14 protein-coding genes are annotated in these 16,627 nt (G+C 73.2%); 5 read left to right on the forward strand and 9 right to left on the reverse strand.

Going from position 1 to position 16,627, the window contains the following annotated elements; translation table 11 throughout:
• Positions 1-3: 3 nt before the first annotated feature.
• Positions 4-1,482, reverse strand: a complete 1,479-nt coding sequence (locus ACZ6ZN_RS24425; protein ID WP_451878616.1) for a glutamate-cysteine ligase family protein — start codon at positions 1,480-1,482, stop codon at positions 4-6.
• 122 nt (positions 1,483-1,604) lie between these two features.
• Here ACZ6ZN_RS24425 and ACZ6ZN_RS24430 point away from each other — a divergent pair, with 122 nt between their 5' ends.
• Both ACZ6ZN_RS24430 and ACZ6ZN_RS24435 read left to right on the forward strand, forming a co-directional pair.
• Complete coding sequence (locus ACZ6ZN_RS24430; protein WP_469649401.1) at positions 1,605-2,783, forward strand: MFS transporter; 1,179 nt, start codon at positions 1,605-1,607, stop codon at positions 2,781-2,783.
• Positions 2,784-3,255: 472 nt separating this feature from the next.
• Complete coding sequence (locus ACZ6ZN_RS24435) at positions 3,256-4,134, forward strand: SDR family oxidoreductase (protein WP_469649404.1); 879 nt, start codon at positions 3,256-3,258, stop codon at positions 4,132-4,134.
• A 57-nt stretch (positions 4,135-4,191) separates the two neighbouring features.
• On the opposite strand, the gene ACZ6ZN_RS24440 is transcribed toward ACZ6ZN_RS24435, so the two are convergent.
• Positions 4,192-4,587, reverse strand: coding sequence for a MarR family winged helix-turn-helix transcriptional regulator (locus tag ACZ6ZN_RS24440; RefSeq protein ID WP_469649407.1), 396 nt, complete (start codon positions 4,585-4,587; stop codon positions 4,192-4,194).
• 86 nt (positions 4,588-4,673) lie between these two features.
• Here ACZ6ZN_RS24440 and ACZ6ZN_RS24445 point away from each other — a divergent pair, with 86 nt between their 5' ends.
• Positions 4,674-6,170, forward strand: coding sequence for an MFS transporter (locus tag ACZ6ZN_RS24445; protein ID WP_469649409.1), 1,497 nt, complete (start codon positions 4,674-4,676; stop codon positions 6,168-6,170).
• Between the two features lie 136 nt (positions 6,171-6,306).
• Here the strand turns inward: ACZ6ZN_RS24445 and ACZ6ZN_RS24450 are convergent, their stop codons facing one another.
• From ACZ6ZN_RS24450 to ACZ6ZN_RS24460, 3 genes are all read right to left on the reverse strand, one after another.
• Positions 6,307-6,972, reverse strand: a complete 666-nt coding sequence (locus ACZ6ZN_RS24450; protein WP_469649412.1) for a response regulator — start codon at positions 6,970-6,972, stop codon at positions 6,307-6,309.
• Entirely contained in the window at positions 6,969-8,255 is a 1,287-nt protein-coding gene (locus ACZ6ZN_RS24455; protein ID WP_469649415.1) for a sensor histidine kinase, read from the reverse strand. Before ACZ6ZN_RS24455 ends, ACZ6ZN_RS24450 begins: the two co-directional genes overlap by 4 nt.
• A 457-nt stretch (positions 8,256-8,712) precedes the next feature.
• Entirely contained in the window at positions 8,713-9,984 is a 1,272-nt protein-coding gene (locus ACZ6ZN_RS24460; protein ID WP_469649418.1) for a geranylgeranyl reductase family protein, read from the reverse strand.
• A 190-nt stretch (positions 9,985-10,174) separates the two neighbouring features.
• Between ACZ6ZN_RS24460 and ACZ6ZN_RS24465 the strand changes: the two genes are divergently transcribed.
• A complete protein-coding gene (locus ACZ6ZN_RS24465) occupies positions 10,175-11,530 on the forward strand; it encodes a M20/M25/M40 family metallo-hydrolase (protein ID WP_469649421.1) in 1,356 nt (451 codons plus the stop codon).
• A gap of 61 nt (positions 11,531-11,591) precedes the next feature.
• Positions 11,592-12,293 carry an MBL fold metallo-hydrolase gene (locus tag ACZ6ZN_RS24470; RefSeq protein WP_469649423.1) on the forward strand — a complete coding sequence of 234 codons (702 nt, stop codon included), beginning with the start codon at positions 11,592-11,594 and terminating at the stop codon, positions 12,291-12,293.
• 71 nt (positions 12,294-12,364) lie between these two features.
• On the opposite strand, the gene ACZ6ZN_RS24475 is transcribed toward ACZ6ZN_RS24470, so the two are convergent.
• The 4 genes from ACZ6ZN_RS24475 to ACZ6ZN_RS24490 all read right to left on the reverse strand — a co-directional run bounded on the left by ACZ6ZN_RS24475 (position 12,365) and on the right by ACZ6ZN_RS24490 (position 16,519).
• Entirely contained in the window at positions 12,365-13,408 is a 1,044-nt protein-coding gene (locus tag ACZ6ZN_RS24475) for an NUDIX hydrolase (protein WP_469649425.1), read from the reverse strand.
• A 140-nt stretch (positions 13,409-13,548) separates the two neighbouring features.
• On the reverse strand, positions 13,549-13,752 hold the full coding sequence (locus tag ACZ6ZN_RS24480; RefSeq protein WP_398108457.1) for a hypothetical protein: 204 nt from the start codon (positions 13,750-13,752) through the stop codon (positions 13,549-13,551).
• Positions 13,753-13,825: 73 nt separating this feature from the next.
• Positions 13,826-14,044: a hypothetical protein gene (locus tag ACZ6ZN_RS24485; RefSeq protein WP_398108458.1), complete on the reverse strand. Its 219-nt coding sequence runs from the start codon at positions 14,042-14,044 to the stop codon at positions 13,826-13,828.
• Positions 14,045-14,122: 78 nt separating this feature from the next.
• The gene (locus tag ACZ6ZN_RS24490; RefSeq protein ID WP_469649428.1) at positions 14,123-16,519 is read right to left on the reverse strand and encodes an ATP-binding cassette domain-containing protein; all 2,397 of its coding nucleotides are present in this window, start codon (positions 16,517-16,519) and stop codon (positions 14,123-14,125) included.
• Positions 16,520-16,627 lie beyond the last annotated feature (108 nt).

Raw genomic sequence — 16,627 nt, forward strand, 5'->3', positions numbered from 1 at the left:
GCGTCAGTCCACGGGCCAGGTGTGCACGGGTGCGTTCATGTGCATGTAGTCCATGTACGTCCTGGTCATCTGCCGCAGCGCCTCACGCCGGTCGGAGACCCCGGCCTTCTCCAGGTGGTGGACCGTCTCGGCCTGCCAGGTCGCGCCGTTGCGGCCGGTGACGCAGCGCTGCTCGATGATGCCCAGCAGCGGCTCGCGCCACGGCGCGTCCATGCCGGCCAGTTCCAGCCCGCGGTGGGCGAGCGGCAGCAGGCGCCGCAACACCAGTTCCGTGACCGGGACTTCGCCCACCCCGGGCCAGTACAGACGGGCGTCGATGCCGTCGCGGGCCGCGGTGTGCAGGTTCTCCTCGGCCACGGCGAACGACATCCGCGTCCACACCGGCCGGTCCTCGTCGACCAGGGCGCGCGTCAGGCCGTAGTAGAAGGCGCCGTTGGCGATGATGTCGGCGACGGTGGGGCCGGCGGGCAGGACCCGGTTCTCGATGCGCAGGTGCGGGCCGCTGTCGGTGACCGCGTAGATGGGCCGGTTCCAGCGGTAGATCGTCCCGTTGTGCAGGGTGAGTTCGCCCAGTTCGGGCACGCGCCCGCTGTTCAGTTCCCGCTGGGGGTCCTCGTCCTCGCACAGCGGCAGCAGTGCGGGGAAGTAGCGGACGTTCTCCTCGAAGAGGTCGAAGACGCTGGTGATCCAGCGCTCCCCGAACCACACCCGGGGCCGCACGCCCTGGGCCTTGATCTCCTCGGGGCGGGTGTCCGTGGCCTGCTCGAACAGGGGGATGCGGGTCTCGCGCCACAGCTCCTTGCCGAACAGGAAGGGCGAGTTGGCCGCGAGAGCGGTCTGCACACCGGCGACGGCCTGCGCCGCGTTCCAGTAGTGCGGGAACTCCCTGGGCGCGACCTGGAGGTGGAACTGCGTGCTGGTGCAGGCGGCCTCGGGCGTGATGGTGTCGGCATAGGTCGCGAGGCGCTCCACACCGTCGACCTTGATCCGCAGGTCCTCGCCCCGCGCCGCGAAGATCTGCTCGTTGAGCAGCCGGTAGCGGGGGTCGCCGGAGAGGGCCGCGCCGCTCACGTCCTGCTCCCCGAGGGTGGGCAGGATGCCGACCATGATCAGGTGGGCGCCCACGGCGGCGGCCCCGTCCTCGGCGTGGTTGAGGGCGTCGCGGATCTCCTGCTCCCAGGCGCCGGGGCCGCCGGCCGTCAGCTCCCGGGGCGGGATGTTGATCTCCAGGTTGAAGCGGCCCAGCTCGCTCGACCAGGCCGGGTCGGCGATCGACTGGAGGACATCGGTGTTGCGCATGGCCGGGAGCCCGTGGTCGTCGACGAGGTTCAGCTCGATCTCCAGCCCGACCTGGGGGCGCTCGCTCTCGAAGCCGGACTCGCGGAGCATCCGCGCCAGCACTTCGAGGTCGGTGTGCATCTTCTCCCGGTACCGACGGCGGTCCTCCCGCGTGAACACCAGGGCCGGCACGTCACGTCCCATCGCCCCTCCTGCCTTCCGGCGGCGGATGCTGTCTCGTCCCAGCGTCGCACCTTGTCCTCTCCCCCGCACCCACCTAGCCTGAGTTTGTGCCGCAAATAAACAAAGCCCGTTCGCACAGTGCCGTGCCGGGCCACGACCGCTCCCTCACCCGACTCCGCACCGCCCTCACCGTCTTCTTCGCCCTGGACGGGTTCGTCTTCGCCGGCTGGGTCGTCCGGATTCCCGCCATCAAGGAGCAGACAAACGCCTCCGCCAGCGCGCTCGGCCTGGCCCTGCTGGGCGTCTCGGCCGGGGCCGTCGTCACGATGACCCTCACCGGGCGCCTGTGCCGCCGGTACGGCAACCACCGGGTCACCGTCGTCTGCGCGGTCCTGCTCTCCCTGAGCGTCGCCCTGCCCCCGCTGACCGGGTCGGCCCTCGCGCTGGGCCTGGTCCTGCTGCTGTTCGGCGCCGCGTACGGCAGCATCAACGTCGCCTTCAACAGCGCGGCCGTCGACCTGGTGGCCGCCCTGCGACGGCCGATCATGCCGACCTTCCACGCCGCGTTCAGCCTGGGCGGCATGCTCGGCGCGGGCCTGGGCGGGCTGGTCGCCGGCTTCCTCAGCCCCACGCGGCACCTGCTGCTCCTGACCGCCGTCGGCCTGATCGTGACCGCCGCGGCGGGCCCCGTCCTGCTGCGGAACGAGCCTCCCCTTCCGCCCGGGCGCGAGCGGCTCCGGGACGGCGCCCCGCGCCGGCTGGACGGCCGCACCCGGACCCTGGTCCTCGTCTTCGGCCTGATCGCCGGGTGCACCGCGTACGGCGAGGGCGCCCTGGCCGACTGGGGCGCCCTGCACCTCGAGGAGGACCTGGGCGCCTCCTCCGGGGCGGCCGCCCTCGGCTACTCCTGCTTCGCGCTCGCGATGACCGTGGGACGGCTGACCGGCACCACGCTCCTGGAGCGGCTGGGACAGACCCGGACCGTCGTCGCCGGCGGCACCACCGCGGCCGCCGGCATGCTGCTGGGCTCCCTCGCCCCGTCCCTGTGGGCGGCCCTGCTCGGCTACGCGGTCACGGGCATCGGCCTGGCGAACCTCTTCCCCGTCGCGGTGGAGCGCGCCGGGGCCCTGGCCGGGCCCAGCGGCGTCGCGACGGCCTCGACCCTGGGCTACGGCGGCATGCTGCTCGGCCCGCCGGCCATCGGCTTCATGGCCGACTGGCTCACCCTGCCGGCCGCGCTGACCAGCGTCGCCGTGCTGGCGGGCGTGGCGGCGGTGGTCGGGGCGCTGGTGGGCATGAGGACCCGAAGCCCCGGCACCTGACCCGCGCCGCCGACCCCATGAGGCTTCCGACGGCCCCGGGGCCTCCCATCCCGCCTCGGACGCGCCTGGGCCCGTATTCCGCCACTCCCATAGCCGGGCTTCTCTCCGCCTCGGACGGGCCCGGCAGCCGGGACCTCTCCGCCTCGGACGCGGCCGGGGCCCGGGTCGCCCTCCGCCTCGGACGTGCCCGGCAGCCGCGACCTCTCCGCCTCGGACACGGCCGGGACGGGGTTTCCCTCCGCCTCGGACACGACCGGGGCGCCCGGGCCTCCTCCGCCTCGGCGCGTCCCGGCCCGGAACGGCCGGACCGCGCGGCGGGCGTTTTCGTGGGCGGGCACCGCCGTTCAGGTGAACGGCCGTTCCGGCGGGAAGTGCGCCCGGGTCCGCAGGTCGTATCGCGGCCAACCTGGGTACCCGTGGCCGCGGCCCTTGTGATCACCGGGCCGCATGCCATGGAGCAGGAGGAAGATCCGTGACCGAACAGCAGCACCCCGGCGAGCAGCACCCGAACCCGGAGTTCCCCTCCCAGGACCAGCCGCACCCCGGTTGGACGGGGCCCATGGACCCGCCGCCGGACCACGGTGAGGAGTCCTACCGGGGCAGCGGCAAGCTGGAGGGCCGCAAGGCCGTGATCACCGGCGGTGACTCCGGTATCGGCCGCGCGGTCGCCCTGGCCTTCGCCCGCGAAGGGGCCGACGTGCTCTTCACCCACCTCGACGACGAGAAGGACGACGCCGCCGAGACCGTCCGGCTCGTCGAGGCCGCCGGGCGGCGTGCCGTGGCCGTCTCGTGCGACATCCGCGAGGAGGAGAACTGCCGGGCGCTCATCGACCGCGCCGTCGAGGAGTTCGGGCGGATCGACGTCCTGGTCAACAACGCCGCCTACCAGATGTCCCAGCCCGACGGCATCGAGGCCATCTCCACCGAGCAGTTCGACCGGGTGATGCGCACCAACCTGTACGGCATGTTCTGGCTGTGCAAGCTGGCCGTGCCGCACATCCCGGAGGGCGGCAGCATCATCAACTCCACGTCGGTGCAGGCGTACAAGCCCAGTCCGCACCTGCTGGACTACGCGACGACCAAGGGTGCGATCGTCACCTTCACGCAGGGTCTCGCGCAGATGCTGATCGAGCGCGGCATCCGGGTCAACGCCGTCGCGCCCGGCCCGGTGTGGACGCCGCTGATCCCGGCGACCCTCCCGGACACCCAGGAGTTCGGCAAGCAGGCCCCCATCGGGCGCCCCGCGCAGCCGGCCGAGATGGCTCCGGCGTACGTCTTCCTGGCCTCGCAGGACGCCTCGTACATCACCGCCGAGATCGTCAACGCGACGGGCGGTACGCCGCTGCCGTAGCGGACCCGCCGCCGCCACGCCGAGAGGCCTCGGGCGTCGGGCGTCAGTCGTCAGTCGTCAGTCGTCCGCCAGCATCCGGGCCAGCACCGCGCGCTGCACGGGGAGCACCTCCCCGTGCAGCGCGCGTCCCTTTGCGGTGAGCGATACCCGGACGCCCCGCCGGTCCTCGGGGCACATGCACCGCTCGACGAGGCCCTCCTTCTCCAGCCGGGCGATCAGCCGGGACAGCGCGCTCTGGCTGAGGTGGACCCGCTCGGAGATCTCCTGCACGCGGTAGGCGGCGGCGTTCTTCGACGGACGGCGTCCCGCGAGGACGTCGAGCACCTCGAAGTCGCTGGCGCACAAGCCGTGTTCGTGCAGTGCGCGGTCGAGCGCGCACTGCGTCCGCGCATGCAGCGCCAGAAGGTCCCGCCACTGTTCCACGAGCGCCTGCTCGGCCCGGGTCACCGCCATGCGCGGCACCGTAACAGAGAACCGGGATCGTTGCACCTGAATTAAATGCGCTTGCATTCCATGCATGCGCATGTAGAGTCCGGGATATGACCTCTCCGCTCATCTCCCCCACGTCTCAGGGACGATGGACTCCCCGGCTCTGGGGCACCCTGCTCGTGCTCTGCGCCGCGATGTTCCTGGACGCCCTCGACGTGTCCATGGTCGGCGTGGCGCTGCCGTCCATCGGGGCCGACCTCGGCCTGTCGACCTCCGCGCTGCAGTGGATCGTCAGCGGCTACATCCTGGGGTACGGCGGTCTGCTGCTCCTCGGCGGACGCGCCGCCGACCTGCTGGGCCGCCGCCAGGTCTTCCTGGTGGCCCTGGGCGTCTTCGCGCTCGCCTCGCTCCTGGGCGGGCTCGTCGACTCGGGGCCGCTCCTCATCGCCAGCCGGTTCGTCAAGGGCCTCAGCGCGGCCTTCACCGCCCCCGCCGGGCTGTCGATCATCACCACGACGTTCCCCGAGGGGCCGCTGCGCAACCGGGCCCTGGCCATCTACACGACCTGCGGCGCCACCGGCTACTCGATGGGCCTGGTCTTCTCCGGCCTGCTGACCGAGGCCAGTTGGCGGCTCACCATGCTCCTGCCCGCTCCCGTCGCGCTGATCGCCCTGTTCGCCGGCCTCAAGCTGCTGCCGCGCACCGAGCGGGAGCGGAGCCGGGGCGGCTACGACATCCCGGGCGCCGTGCTCGGCACCGCCTCGATGCTGCTGCTGGTCTTCACCGTCGTGGAGGCGCCCGAGGTGGGGTGGGGTTCGGCACGCACCGTCGCCTCCTTCGCCGCCGTCGCCGTCCTGCTGGCCGCCTTCGTGACCGTCGAACGGCGCAGTCCCAGCCCGCTGGTGCGGCTCGGCGTGCTCCGCTCCGGACCGCAGGTGCGGGCCCAGCTCGGGGCGTTGACGTTCGTCGGCAGTTACATCGGCTTCCAGTTCCTGGTCACGCTCTACATGCAGCAACTGCTGGGCTGGTCCGCCCTGCACACGGCCCTGGCGTTCCTCCCCGCCGGTGCGCTGGTGGCCCTGTCCGCCACGAAGGTGGGGGCCGTCATCGACCGGTTCGGCACGGCCCGGCTGATCGTGGCCGGCTTCGCGTTGATGGTGACCGGCTATGCCCTGTTCCTGCGCATCGACCTCGATCCGGGCTACGCGACGGTGATCCTGCCGACGATGCTGCTGGTCGGCTCCGGTTTCGCCCTGACCTTCCCCTCGCTCAACGTCCAGGCCACCAACGGCGTCGACGAGCACGAGCAGGGCATGGTCTCGGGGCTGCTCAACACCTCGGTCCAGGTGGGCGGCGCGATCTTCCTCGCCGTGGTGACGGCGGTGGTGACGGCCAACTCCCCCGGGCGCGGCGACGCCTCGCCGCAGGCCGTCCTCGACAGCTACCGGCCCGGGCTGGTGGTCGTGGCGGTGATCGCCCTGGCCGGGCTGCTGATCACCCTCACCGGTCTGCGGCCCCGGCGGAAGCGGCCGCCGGCCGCCGAACCGTCCGTCGTGGTCGCCAAGTCCACCCCGAGGGAGGCGGAGCGCGTCGCCGTGCGCGACTAGCGCGACCGGGGGGAACGCCTCCGCGGTGTGCCCGGCGGGCTGCCTCGCCCGCCGGGCACACCCCTGCTCGACTTCCCTGTCCGGCTCTTCCGTATGACGGGGTGATCAGCGTGCTGGTCCGCTTGCGGGCATCCGCTCAGCCCAGCCAGCCCGGCCGCACCAGCCCCGACTCATAGGCCAGGACCACCAGTTGAGCCCGGTCACGGGCGCCCAGCTTGACCATCGTGCGGCTGACGTGGGTCTTGGCGGTGAGAGGGCTGACCACCAGGCGCCGGGCGATCTCTTCGTTGGACAGGCCGATCCCGACCAGCGCCATCACCTCCCGCTCCCGCTCGGTGAGCCGATTCAGCGCGCCGGCCGCCGCGGGCTCCTTGGACCGCGCCGCGAACTCCGCGATCAGCCGCCGCGTCACCCCAGGCGACAGCAGCGCGTCGCCCGCCACCACCGCCCGCACGGCGCGCAGCAGTTCGTCCGGTTCGGTGTCTTTCACCAGGAACCCGGAGGCGCCCGAGCGGATCGCCTCGAAGACGTACTCGTCGAGCTCGAAGGTGGTGAGCATGACGATCCTGACGTCCCCGAGGGCCGGGTCCCCGGTGATCTCACGGGTGGCCGCAAGCCCGTCCAGCACGGGCATGCGGATGTCCATCAGAACGGCGTCGGGCCGCAGTTCGCGGGTCCGGCGCACGGCCTCCGCGCCGTCGGCCGCCTCACCGGCCACCACGATGTCCGGCTGCGCGTCGAGCAACGCCCGGAATCCCGCCCGGACCAGGGACTGGTCGTCGGCCAGCAGTACGCGGATCACTGGTCCTCCCGAGGTCGTCGCACGCTTCGGTCCGCGGACCGCTCCTCCGCCCCCGCCGTACCGCCAGGCGGTGCCATCGGCAGTACGGCGAGCACCCGGAACCCCCCGTCCGGGCGCGGTCCCGCCTCGATGGTGCCGCCCAGCGCGGCGGCCCGCTCCCGCATCCCGGCCAGCCCGTTGCCGCTGCCGCCCGCGTCGGCACCGGTGGCCGGCCCGTCGTCGTCCACGCGCAGCCGCAGCCGCGTCGCGTCGTACGCCAGGTGCACGCGCGCGTGCCGCGACCCCGAGTGCCGCACGACGTTGGTCAGGGCCTCCTGCACGATCCGGAAGGCGGCCAGGTCCGTGCCGGGCGCGAGCCGGGGCGGCTCTCCCTCGGCCTCGACCTCGACCGCGACCGCGAGCCCCGCGCTCGCGGCCTGGTCCACCAGCTCCGGCAGCCGGTCCAGCCCCGGCGCGGGCGCGCGCGGCGCGGCCCCGGGCGCCCGCAGGGTGTCCAGCACCTGGCGCACCTCGCCCAGCGCCTCCTTGCTCTGGTCCTTGATGGTGGTGAGCGCCGTGCGGGCCTGCTCGGGGTCGCTGTCGAGCAGCGCGAGGCCGACCCCCGCCTGCACGTTGATCACGGAGATGCTGTGCGCGAGCACGTCGTGCAGTTCCCGGGCGATCCGCAGCCGCTCCGCGTCGGCCCTGCGCCGGGCGGCCCCGGCCCGCTCGGCCCGCTCCCGGGCCCACTGCTCACGGCGGAGCCGGGCCAGCTCCGATACCGCGGCGATCGCCACCACCCATGTGGCGACGACGGCCTCCTCGCTCCAGGAGGCGGCGGAGTCCCCCGCGGGCGGCAGCCAGCGGAACAGCCAGTGCGCCAGCAGGACGTGTCCCGCCCACAGCGCCCCCATCGCGGCCCACGCCGCCGTGCGGTGCCCGGCGACGACGGCGCTGAAGCACGCCACGGCGACGGTGAGGAACACCGGCCCGTACGGATATCCGGCACCGAGGTACAGCAGCACGACCGCCGCGGTGCCGAACACCACCGCCACCGGATGGCGCTTGCGCCACAGCAGCAGCACCCCGGCCAGGACCAGCAGCACCCGGGCGTACGGATCCAGGCCCGCCCGCTCGCCGTGCTGCGCACGGTCGGCGAAAGTCGAACCGGCCAGCACGAAGACGGTCACGACCAGGGTCGAGCGCCAGGGCCACCGCGGCCCCCGCTCCTCCTGCCGGTCCCACCAGGCGGGGCCGTACCGCCACCACTGCGGCGGGCCGCCCCGCCCGCGCTGCTCGTCCATACCGGCCACGCTAGACGCCGGCCGCGGGCGCCGGCGTCCGCCGAACGCGGTGATCACCCGTACTCCCCGGGGAGTACGGCCGGGAACGGGCCCGGCCGACAGGCCGTGCCTGCTCCGCGTTCCTCCCGGCCACGCTCGGAGTTCCGTCGCCCGGTGGGCGGCTCCGGCGGAACGCCGGGCGCCGCAGCGGTTCCGGGCCCGCGCGGGAGCGCTGCCGGGGCTGGTGAGCTCGGCCTCGGGTCAACTCGCCCGCGACGCCACGGAGTCCGGACCTGCCGCCGGCGAGCCATCGGCGCGGGGCGCCCGGCCTCGTACGACAGCCGCAGCCCGCCGCGTTCCGGAGAACCGCACCCCGGCGAGCGCGTGGACGCCTGCACCGCGGCCGAGGCGGCCGACGACGGCCGGCCGCCCTCGTACGCGCCGCGCCGGGCCGCTCCCGGCCGCCCGGTCTCCCGGATCACTCCGACGCGGTGGCCCCGGACCCCCCGGTCTCCGCCCCGCGCTCGCCGGCGGCCGCCGCGGGACGGCGGTCCATCACGGACAGGGCACGCTGGGCCAGCGGATGCGTGCGCACGAGTTCTCCCAGCGAGGTCGAGCCCTGCGTGATGTCCCTGAACGCCTTCCAGGCCGGGCGGAAGCCCGTCAGCGCCGCGTGGAACAGCCCGGGACGGCGTTCGAACAGCGTCAGCATCCGCTTGCCGACGCTCATCTCCACCCCCAGCCCGGCCTTGACGGCGAAGGCGTAGTTGAGGGCCTGGCGGCGGGTGTCCACGGCGTCGTGCGCCTCGGCGATCCGCACCGCCCACTCCCCCGCCAGCCGGCCGGAACGCAGCGCGAAGGAGATGCCCTCACGGGTCCACGGCTCCAGCAGCCCGGCCGCGTCGCCGCACACCAGCACCCGGCCGCGCGACAGCGGCGAGTCCTCGGCCCGGCAGCGGGTCAGATGGCCGGAGGAGATGCTCGGCTCAAAGCCCGCGAGCCCCAGCCGTCCGACGAACTCCTCCAGGTACCGCTTCGTCGCCGCTCCTTCACCGCGCGCCGAGATGACCCCCACCGTGAGGGTGTCCCCCTTGGGGAAGACCCAGCCGTAACTGCCGGGCATGGGGCCCCAGTCGATGAGGACCCGGCCCTTCCAGTCCTCGGCGACGGTCTCCGGCACCGGGATCTCCACCTCCAGGCCGAGGTCCACCTGGTCCGTCTTGACCCCGACGTGCGCCCCTATCCGGCTCGCGCTGCCGTCGGCGCCGACGACCGCGTGGGCGAGCAGGACCTCGCCGCCCTGCAAAACGACGGCCACCGTGCGGCGGTCCGGGACGGCCGAGCCGTGCTGCTCGACCCGCTGGACGGTGACCCCCGTACGGAGCTCGGCGCCCGCCTTCTGGGCGTGTTCGACGAGCTGCTGGTCGAACTCGGGCCGGTTGATCAGCCCGAACAGCATGCGCTTGGAACGGCGGGTGCGGGTGAAGCGGCCGTTGTGCGAGAAGGTCACCGCGTGCACACGGTCCCGCAACGGCAGCTCGAAGCCGGGCGGCAGGGCGTCGCGCGAGGGGCCGATGATGCCGCCGCCACAGGTCTTGTAGCGCGGCAGCTCGGCCTTCTCCAGCAACAGCACACGTCTGCCGGCCACCGCCGCCGCGTAGGCGGCCGAAGCGCCCGCGGGTCCCGCGCCCACCACGACGACGTCCCACACCTGCTGCACGTCGTCCGCCGAAGAGTTCTCGCTGCTCACGATGGTCTACTGCTCCCGATCAAGCCGCCTGCCGCTGTCTCCCGCATCCTACGGCGGCGGTCACCGCAGGCCGCTGTGGGAGGATCGGCGCTGTGGGTGCCCCTTACACGGGGACGCGCCCGCACCGCTCGATCAGCGCGTACCGATACGTACGCACCCGTACAACGTCGCACCCACGAGGAGCGTGCCCATGTCGTCGAATCCGGTCGCCGAGACCGTCGCCTCTCTCATGCCCAGGGCGAAGGAGGAGCTGGCCGAGCTGGTGGCCTTCCGGTCGGTGGCGGACTTCGACCAGTTCCCGCGCAGTGAGAGCGAGGGCGCCGCCCGCTGGATCGCCGACGCGCTGACCGCCGAGGGCTTCCAGGACGTGGCCCTGCTCGACACCCCCGACGGCACCCAGTCGGTCTACGGCTACCTGCCCGGCCCGGAGGGCGCCCGGACCGTCCTTCTCTACGCCCACTACGACGTGCAGCCGCCCCTGGACGAGGCGGCCTGGACGACTCCGCCGTTCGAGCTGACCGAGCGGGACGGGCGCTGGTACGGGCGCGGCGCCGCCGACTGCAAGGGCGGCGTCATCATGCACCTGCTGGCCCTGCGCGCGCTGAAGGCCGACGGCGGTGTGCCGGTCCACGTGAAGGTGATCGCCGAGGGGTCCGAGGAGATGGGCACGGGCGGGTTGGAGCGCTACGCCGAGCAGCACCCGGAGCTGCTGGAGGCGGACACCGTCGTGATCGGCGACGCGGGCAACTTCCGGGCCGGCCTGCCGACGGTCACCTCGACGCTGCGCGGCATGACCATGATCCGCGTGCGGATCGACACGCTCGCCGGCAACCTGCACTCGGGCCAGTTCGGCGGTGCCGCCCCCGACGCGCTGGCCGCCCTGATCCGGGTGCTGGACTCGCTGCGCGACGAGGACGGTTCGACGACGGTCGAGGGGCTCGCCCCGGGCACAGCCTGGGACGGACTGGAGTACACGGAGGAGCAGTTCCGGCAGGACGCCAAGGTGCTGGACGGGGTGGAGCTGATCGGGTCCGGGACAGTCGCCGACCGCATCTGGGCGCGCCCGGCCGTCACGGTCCTCGGCATCGACTGCCCGCCCGTCGTCGGTGCCACGCCGTCCGTGCACGCGAGCGCCCGGGCGCTGATCAGCCTGCGCGTGCCGCCGGGCATGGACGCGGGCGAGGCGACGAAGCTGCTCCAGGCGCACGTGGAGGCGCACACGCCGTGGGGGGCGCGGGTGAGCACCGAACAGGTCGGTGAGGGGCAGCCGTTCCGCGCCGACACCTCCAGCCCGGCGTACCGGGCGATGGCGTCGGCGATGGCGGTCGCGTACCCGGGTCAGGAGATGCAGTACGCGGGGCAGGGCGGGTCCATCCCGCTGTGCAACACACTGGCCGGGCTGTACCCGCGGGCGGAGATCCTGCTCATCGGGCTGAGCGAGCCCCAGGCGCAGATCCACGCGGTGAACGAGAGCGTGTCCCCCGACGAGCTGGAGCGGCTGTCGGTGGCGGAGGCGCTGTTCCTGCGCACCTACGCGGCGAGCTGACCGCTCTGCCCTCGGCAGAAGGCGCTCGTCCCGGGACGGGGGCCTTCCCTACGGTCGTCGCATGGACCTGATCGAGTTGCTCCCCCGTCTGCATCTGCTGCGTTTCCCGGTCGGCCAGGCGTACCTGTGGCGTGACGGCGACGCGCTGACGCTGGTCGACGCCGGTCCGGCGGGTTCGGGCGCGGAGATCGCCGAGGCGGTGGCCGCGCTGGGCCACCGGCCGCGGAGCGTACGGCGGATCGTGCTCACCCACTTCCACGAGGACCACGCGGGCGGGGCGGCCGAGTTCGCCGCGCTGAGCGGTGCCGAGGTGCTGGCCCACCGGCTGGAGGCCCCCGTCGTCCGGGGGGACGTCCCGGGCCCCGAGCCGGTGTTCGAGGAGTGGGAGCGCCCGTTGCACGCCCGGGCGCTGGAGCTGCTGCCCGAGGGGGACTTCGCCCGGCCCGGACAGGTCACCGAGGTGTCCGGCGGGGACGTTCTGGACCTGGGCGGCGGGGCGCACGTCCTGCACGCGCCGGGGCACACCGACGGCAGCATCGCCCTCCACCTGCCCGAGCACGGCGTGCTGTTCACGGGCGACACGGTGGCCGCGTCGCCGGTGGACGGCACGGTGATGCCGGGTGTGTTCAACCGGGACGGCGCCGCCGTCCTGACCGCGTGCCGGCGCTTGGCGGAACTCGACACCGACGTCGCCTGCTTCGGCCACGGGGACCCCGTCCGCGGGCGGGCCGGCCGGGCTCTGCGCGAGGCGTTCCCGCCGTGACCGCGCTCAGCGCGTGCCGCCCCCGCGTCATGAATGTGCCGTTCGGGCCGGGCCGCGGACGGGGCCAGGGGCTAACCGACCGGCACCCCTGCCTCCAGGTAGAACGCCGCTCCCCGTTCCCGGGCGCGCAGGGCCCACCGCAGCCGTTCGTAGCGCACCGGCGGCAGCAGTCCGGCGGCCTCCTCCTCGGTGACGAAGCGGCAGTCGCGCAGCTCCGGGCCGGGCAGCAGCAGCCGGGCGGCGTCGGCGGAGTCGAGGAGCCCGCCGTCGAACAGCAGCCGCAGACCGCCGTATCCGGGCGGCTCGGGGCGTTCCCAGTCGACGACGAGCAGGCCGGGTGCCTCGTCGAGGCGGATGCCGGTCTCCTCGGCGACCTCGCGCATCCCGGCGCGTGCCGGAGCCTCGCCGGGTTCGACGACCCCGCCGGGGAACTCCCAGCCGGCCTTGTAGGTGGGGTCGACGAGCAGCACGCGGTCCTGTTCGTCGAAGAGCAGGACACCGGCCGCGAGGGTCTCGGCGGTGGGCTCGGGCGTCTGCACGATGTCGCACAGGGGCGCCGCACCGCTGGTGACCGCCTCCGCTATCCGGGCGGCGGCCTGGCGTGGGGTGAGGTGGCCGGTGTCGACCGGGTGGGCGTCGGCGGTGAGCCAGGAGGCGAGTGCGGCCCGGTAGGGCTCGATGTGGTCGAAGGACCACTGGCGTATGCGCTCTTCCCCGTCGGGCAGGCCCGGTGGGACCTCGCGTCCGGCTATGCGCTCCCGCAGTATCGTTTCGGCCGGGGCGAGCAGGATGTGGCTGACCGCGATCCTGCGGGCCGCCAGCCCACCGAAGATCTCGTCCCGGTACTCCTGGCGGAGCAGGGTCATGGGAACCACCAGGGTCCCGCCGAGCTCGGCGAGCATCGCGGCCGCCGTGTCGATCACGAGCCGCCGCCAGATCGGGAGGTCCTGGAAGTCGCCGACCTCGGCGAGGCGTTTGGGCGGCAGCAGACACCGCAGCGCTCCGCCGATGACCTCGGGGTCGAAGAGCGTACTGTTCGGGATCAGTTCGATCAGTTCCTGCGCGGTGGACGTCTTCCCCGCACCGAACGCGCCGTTGATCCAGACGACGGTCACAGGTCCCCCTCTTCTGTTGGCCCCCTGAGGCTTGCCCGCTCCACCCTGCCACGGAAACCAGCCCCAGTTGAGGGCGCATGACGACGGCGCCGGCGCCCCGGGTGCGGGGGCGCCGGCGCCGTGGGCCGGGGGGCGGGTCGTCAGCCCTTCCGGTTCACCTGGTGACCGTCCTCGCGGTCCAGGGACAGGCTGTCCTTGGCGACGACGGTGTCGTCGAGGGTCTTGAGGGCCTTGTCCACGTTCAGGGTGCCGAGGCCGTCCCCGAGCGCGTGCGACGGGCTGACCGCCGCGACGACGAAACCGGTGGCCAGGGAGGCGATGGCGAGCATGCTGCGCTTCTTCATGCCCGGAACAACGCCCCGACCCACCAAGGGGTCACGCCGTCGTCCGCGACCGGCGCGCCGGCCGGTGCCCCGGTCAGCCGCCGCCCCAGGCGTCCGGTCCCCCACCGCGCCACTCGATCAGCCCCGTCGCCGCCACGTACGCCTCGTCGGCGTCCTCGATGCCCGCCCGGCGGAGGAACTCGGCGACGTCCAGCAGTCCGTAGGCGATCCCGAGGAACTGGTCGTCGACCCGGACCCGCCGGCCGTTGTCCGCGGCGGGCGGGTAGACCACGACGGGTTTCGCGGAAGCCATGCCCCCAGCGTCGGCGGCCCGGGCGGCCGGCGCCCTCCGGAGGGGGCCGTTCGGCCGACCCTCCAGAGCCGCCCGCTCTCAACCTCCCACGTATGCCGCGAGGTGCTGCCCGGTCAGCGTGGAGCGGGCCTCGACCAGGTCGGCCGGGGTGCCCTCGAAGACGACGCGGCCGCCGTCGTGACCGGCGCCGGGCCCCAGGTCGATGATCCAGTCGGCGTGGGCCATCACGGCCTGGTGGTGCTCGATCACGATGACCGACTTGCCGGAGTCGACCAGCCGGTCGAGCAGACCGAGCAGTTGCTCCACGTCCGCGAGGTGCAGGCCGGTGGTCGGCTCGTCCAGGACGTACACGCCGCCCTTGTCGCCCATGTGCGTGGCCAGTTTCAGCCGCTGCCGCTCGCCGCCCGACAGCGTCGTGAGCGGCTGGCCGAGGGTGAGGTAGCCGAGCCCGACGTCGGCGAGCCGCTCCAGGATCCGGTGCGCGGCCGGGGTGCGGGCCTCTCCGGCGGCGAAGAACTCCTCGGCCTCCGACACCGGCATCGCCAGCACCTCGCTGATGTCCCGGCCACCGAGGCGGTACTCCAGTACCGAGGCCTGGAACCGCTTGCCCTCGCAGTCCTCGCACGGAGTGTCGACGCCGGCCATCATCCCCAGGTCGACGTAGATGACCCCGGCGCCGTTGCAGGTGGGGCAGGCGCCCTCGGAGTTGGCGCTGAACAGGGCCGGCTTCACGCCGTTGGCCTTGGCGAACGCCTTGCGGACGGGGTCGAGCAGCCCGGTGTACGTGGCGGGGTTGCTGCGCCGCGAACCCTTGATGGGGCTCTGGTCGACGGCGATCACACCGGCGTCGGCCGGCATCGACCCGTGCAGGAGCGAGCTCTTGCCGGAACCGGCGACACCCGTGACGACCGTGAGGACGCCCAGGGGGACGTCCACGTCGACGTCCTGCAGGTTGTTCGCCGAGGCTCCGCGGATCTCCAGGGCACCGGTGGGCTCGCGGACGCTCTCCTTGATCCTGGCCCGGTCGTCGAGGTGCCGCCCGGTGACGGTGTCGGCGCGGCGCAGGCCCTCGACCGTCCCCTCGAAGCAGACCGCCCCGCCCGCCGTGCCGGCGCCCGGGCCGAGGTCCACGACGTGGTCGGCGACCTCGATGGCCTCCGGCTTGTGCTCGACGACCAGGACCGTGTTGCCCTTGTCCCGCAGCCGCAGCAGCAGGTCGTTCATCCGCTGGATGTCGTGCGGGTGCAGTCCGACGGTCGGCTCGTCGAAGACGTAGGTGACGTCGGTGAGCGAGGAGCCCAGGTGGCGGATCATCTTCACGCGCTGCGCCTCGCCGCCGGAGAGGGTGCCGGCCGGCCGGTCCAGCGCGAGGTAGCCGAGGCCGATCTCGACGAAGGAGTCGAGCGTGCCCTGCAGTGCGGTGAGCAGCGGTGCGACCGACGGCTCGGCCAGCTGCCGGACCCACTCGGCCAGGTCCCGGATCTCCATGGCACACGCGTCGGCGATGGAGAGCTCGCCGATCCGCGAGTTCCGGGCGGCCTCGCTGAGCCGGGTGCCGTCGCACTCGGGGCAGGTGGTGAAGGTGACCGCGCGTTCCACGAAGGCCCGGATGTGCGGCTGCATGGCCTCCTTGTCCTTGGACAGGAACGACTTCTGGATCTTGGGGATCAGACCCTCATAGGTGAGGTTGACGCCGTTGACCTTGACCTTGGTCGGCTCCCCGTAGAGGAAGGCCTGCATCTCCTTCTTGGTGAACCGGCGGATCGGCTTGTCCGGGTCGAGGAAGCCGGACTGGGCGTACAGGCCGACGGTCCACACGTTGTCCGACTTCCAGCCGGGGATGGTGAACGCGCCTTCGGAGATCGACTTCGAGTCGTCGTAGAGCTGGGTGAGGTCGATGTCGGAGACCTTGCCGCGGCCCTCGCAGCGGGTGCACATGCCGCCGGTGCGGGAGAAGGTCGCCTTGACCGTCCTGGTCTTCTCCGCCCCGCGTTCGACGCGGATGCCGCCGGACGCGCTGACGGAGGCGGTGTTGAAGGAGTACGCGCTGGGCGGACCGATGTGCGGCTCGGCGAGCCTGCTGAAGAGGATGCGCAGCATGGCGTTGGCGTCCGTGGCCGTGCCGACCGTGGAGCGCGGGTCACCGCCCATGCGCTGCTGGTCGACGGCGATCGCGGTGGTCAGCCCGTCGAGCACGTCGACCTCGGGGCGCGCCCGGTTGGGCATGAACCCCTGGAGGAAGGCGCTGTAGGTCTCGTTGATCAGCCGCTGCGACTCCGCCGCGATCGTGTCGAACACCAGCGAGCTCTTGCCCGATCCCGAGACGCCGGTGAAGACCGTCAGCCGGCGCTTGGGGATCTCGATGCTGACGTCCTTGAGGTTGTTCTCGCGCGCGCCGTGCACGCGGATCACGTCGTGGCTGTCGGCGACGTGCGGCCCGGGCGGCTGTCCGTGCGTCGTCCTGGCCTTGCTCATGGTGTCTCCATCTGTCGGGCGGGCCTGCCGCGCTCGGGCGATCTCGCCCCCGCGCCGGACCGGTCGGGCAGGGCGCGGGGGGTGCGCTCCCGCGGTGCCGCGGGAGCG

The organism is Streptomyces sp. NPDC053665 (assembly GCF_055585285.1).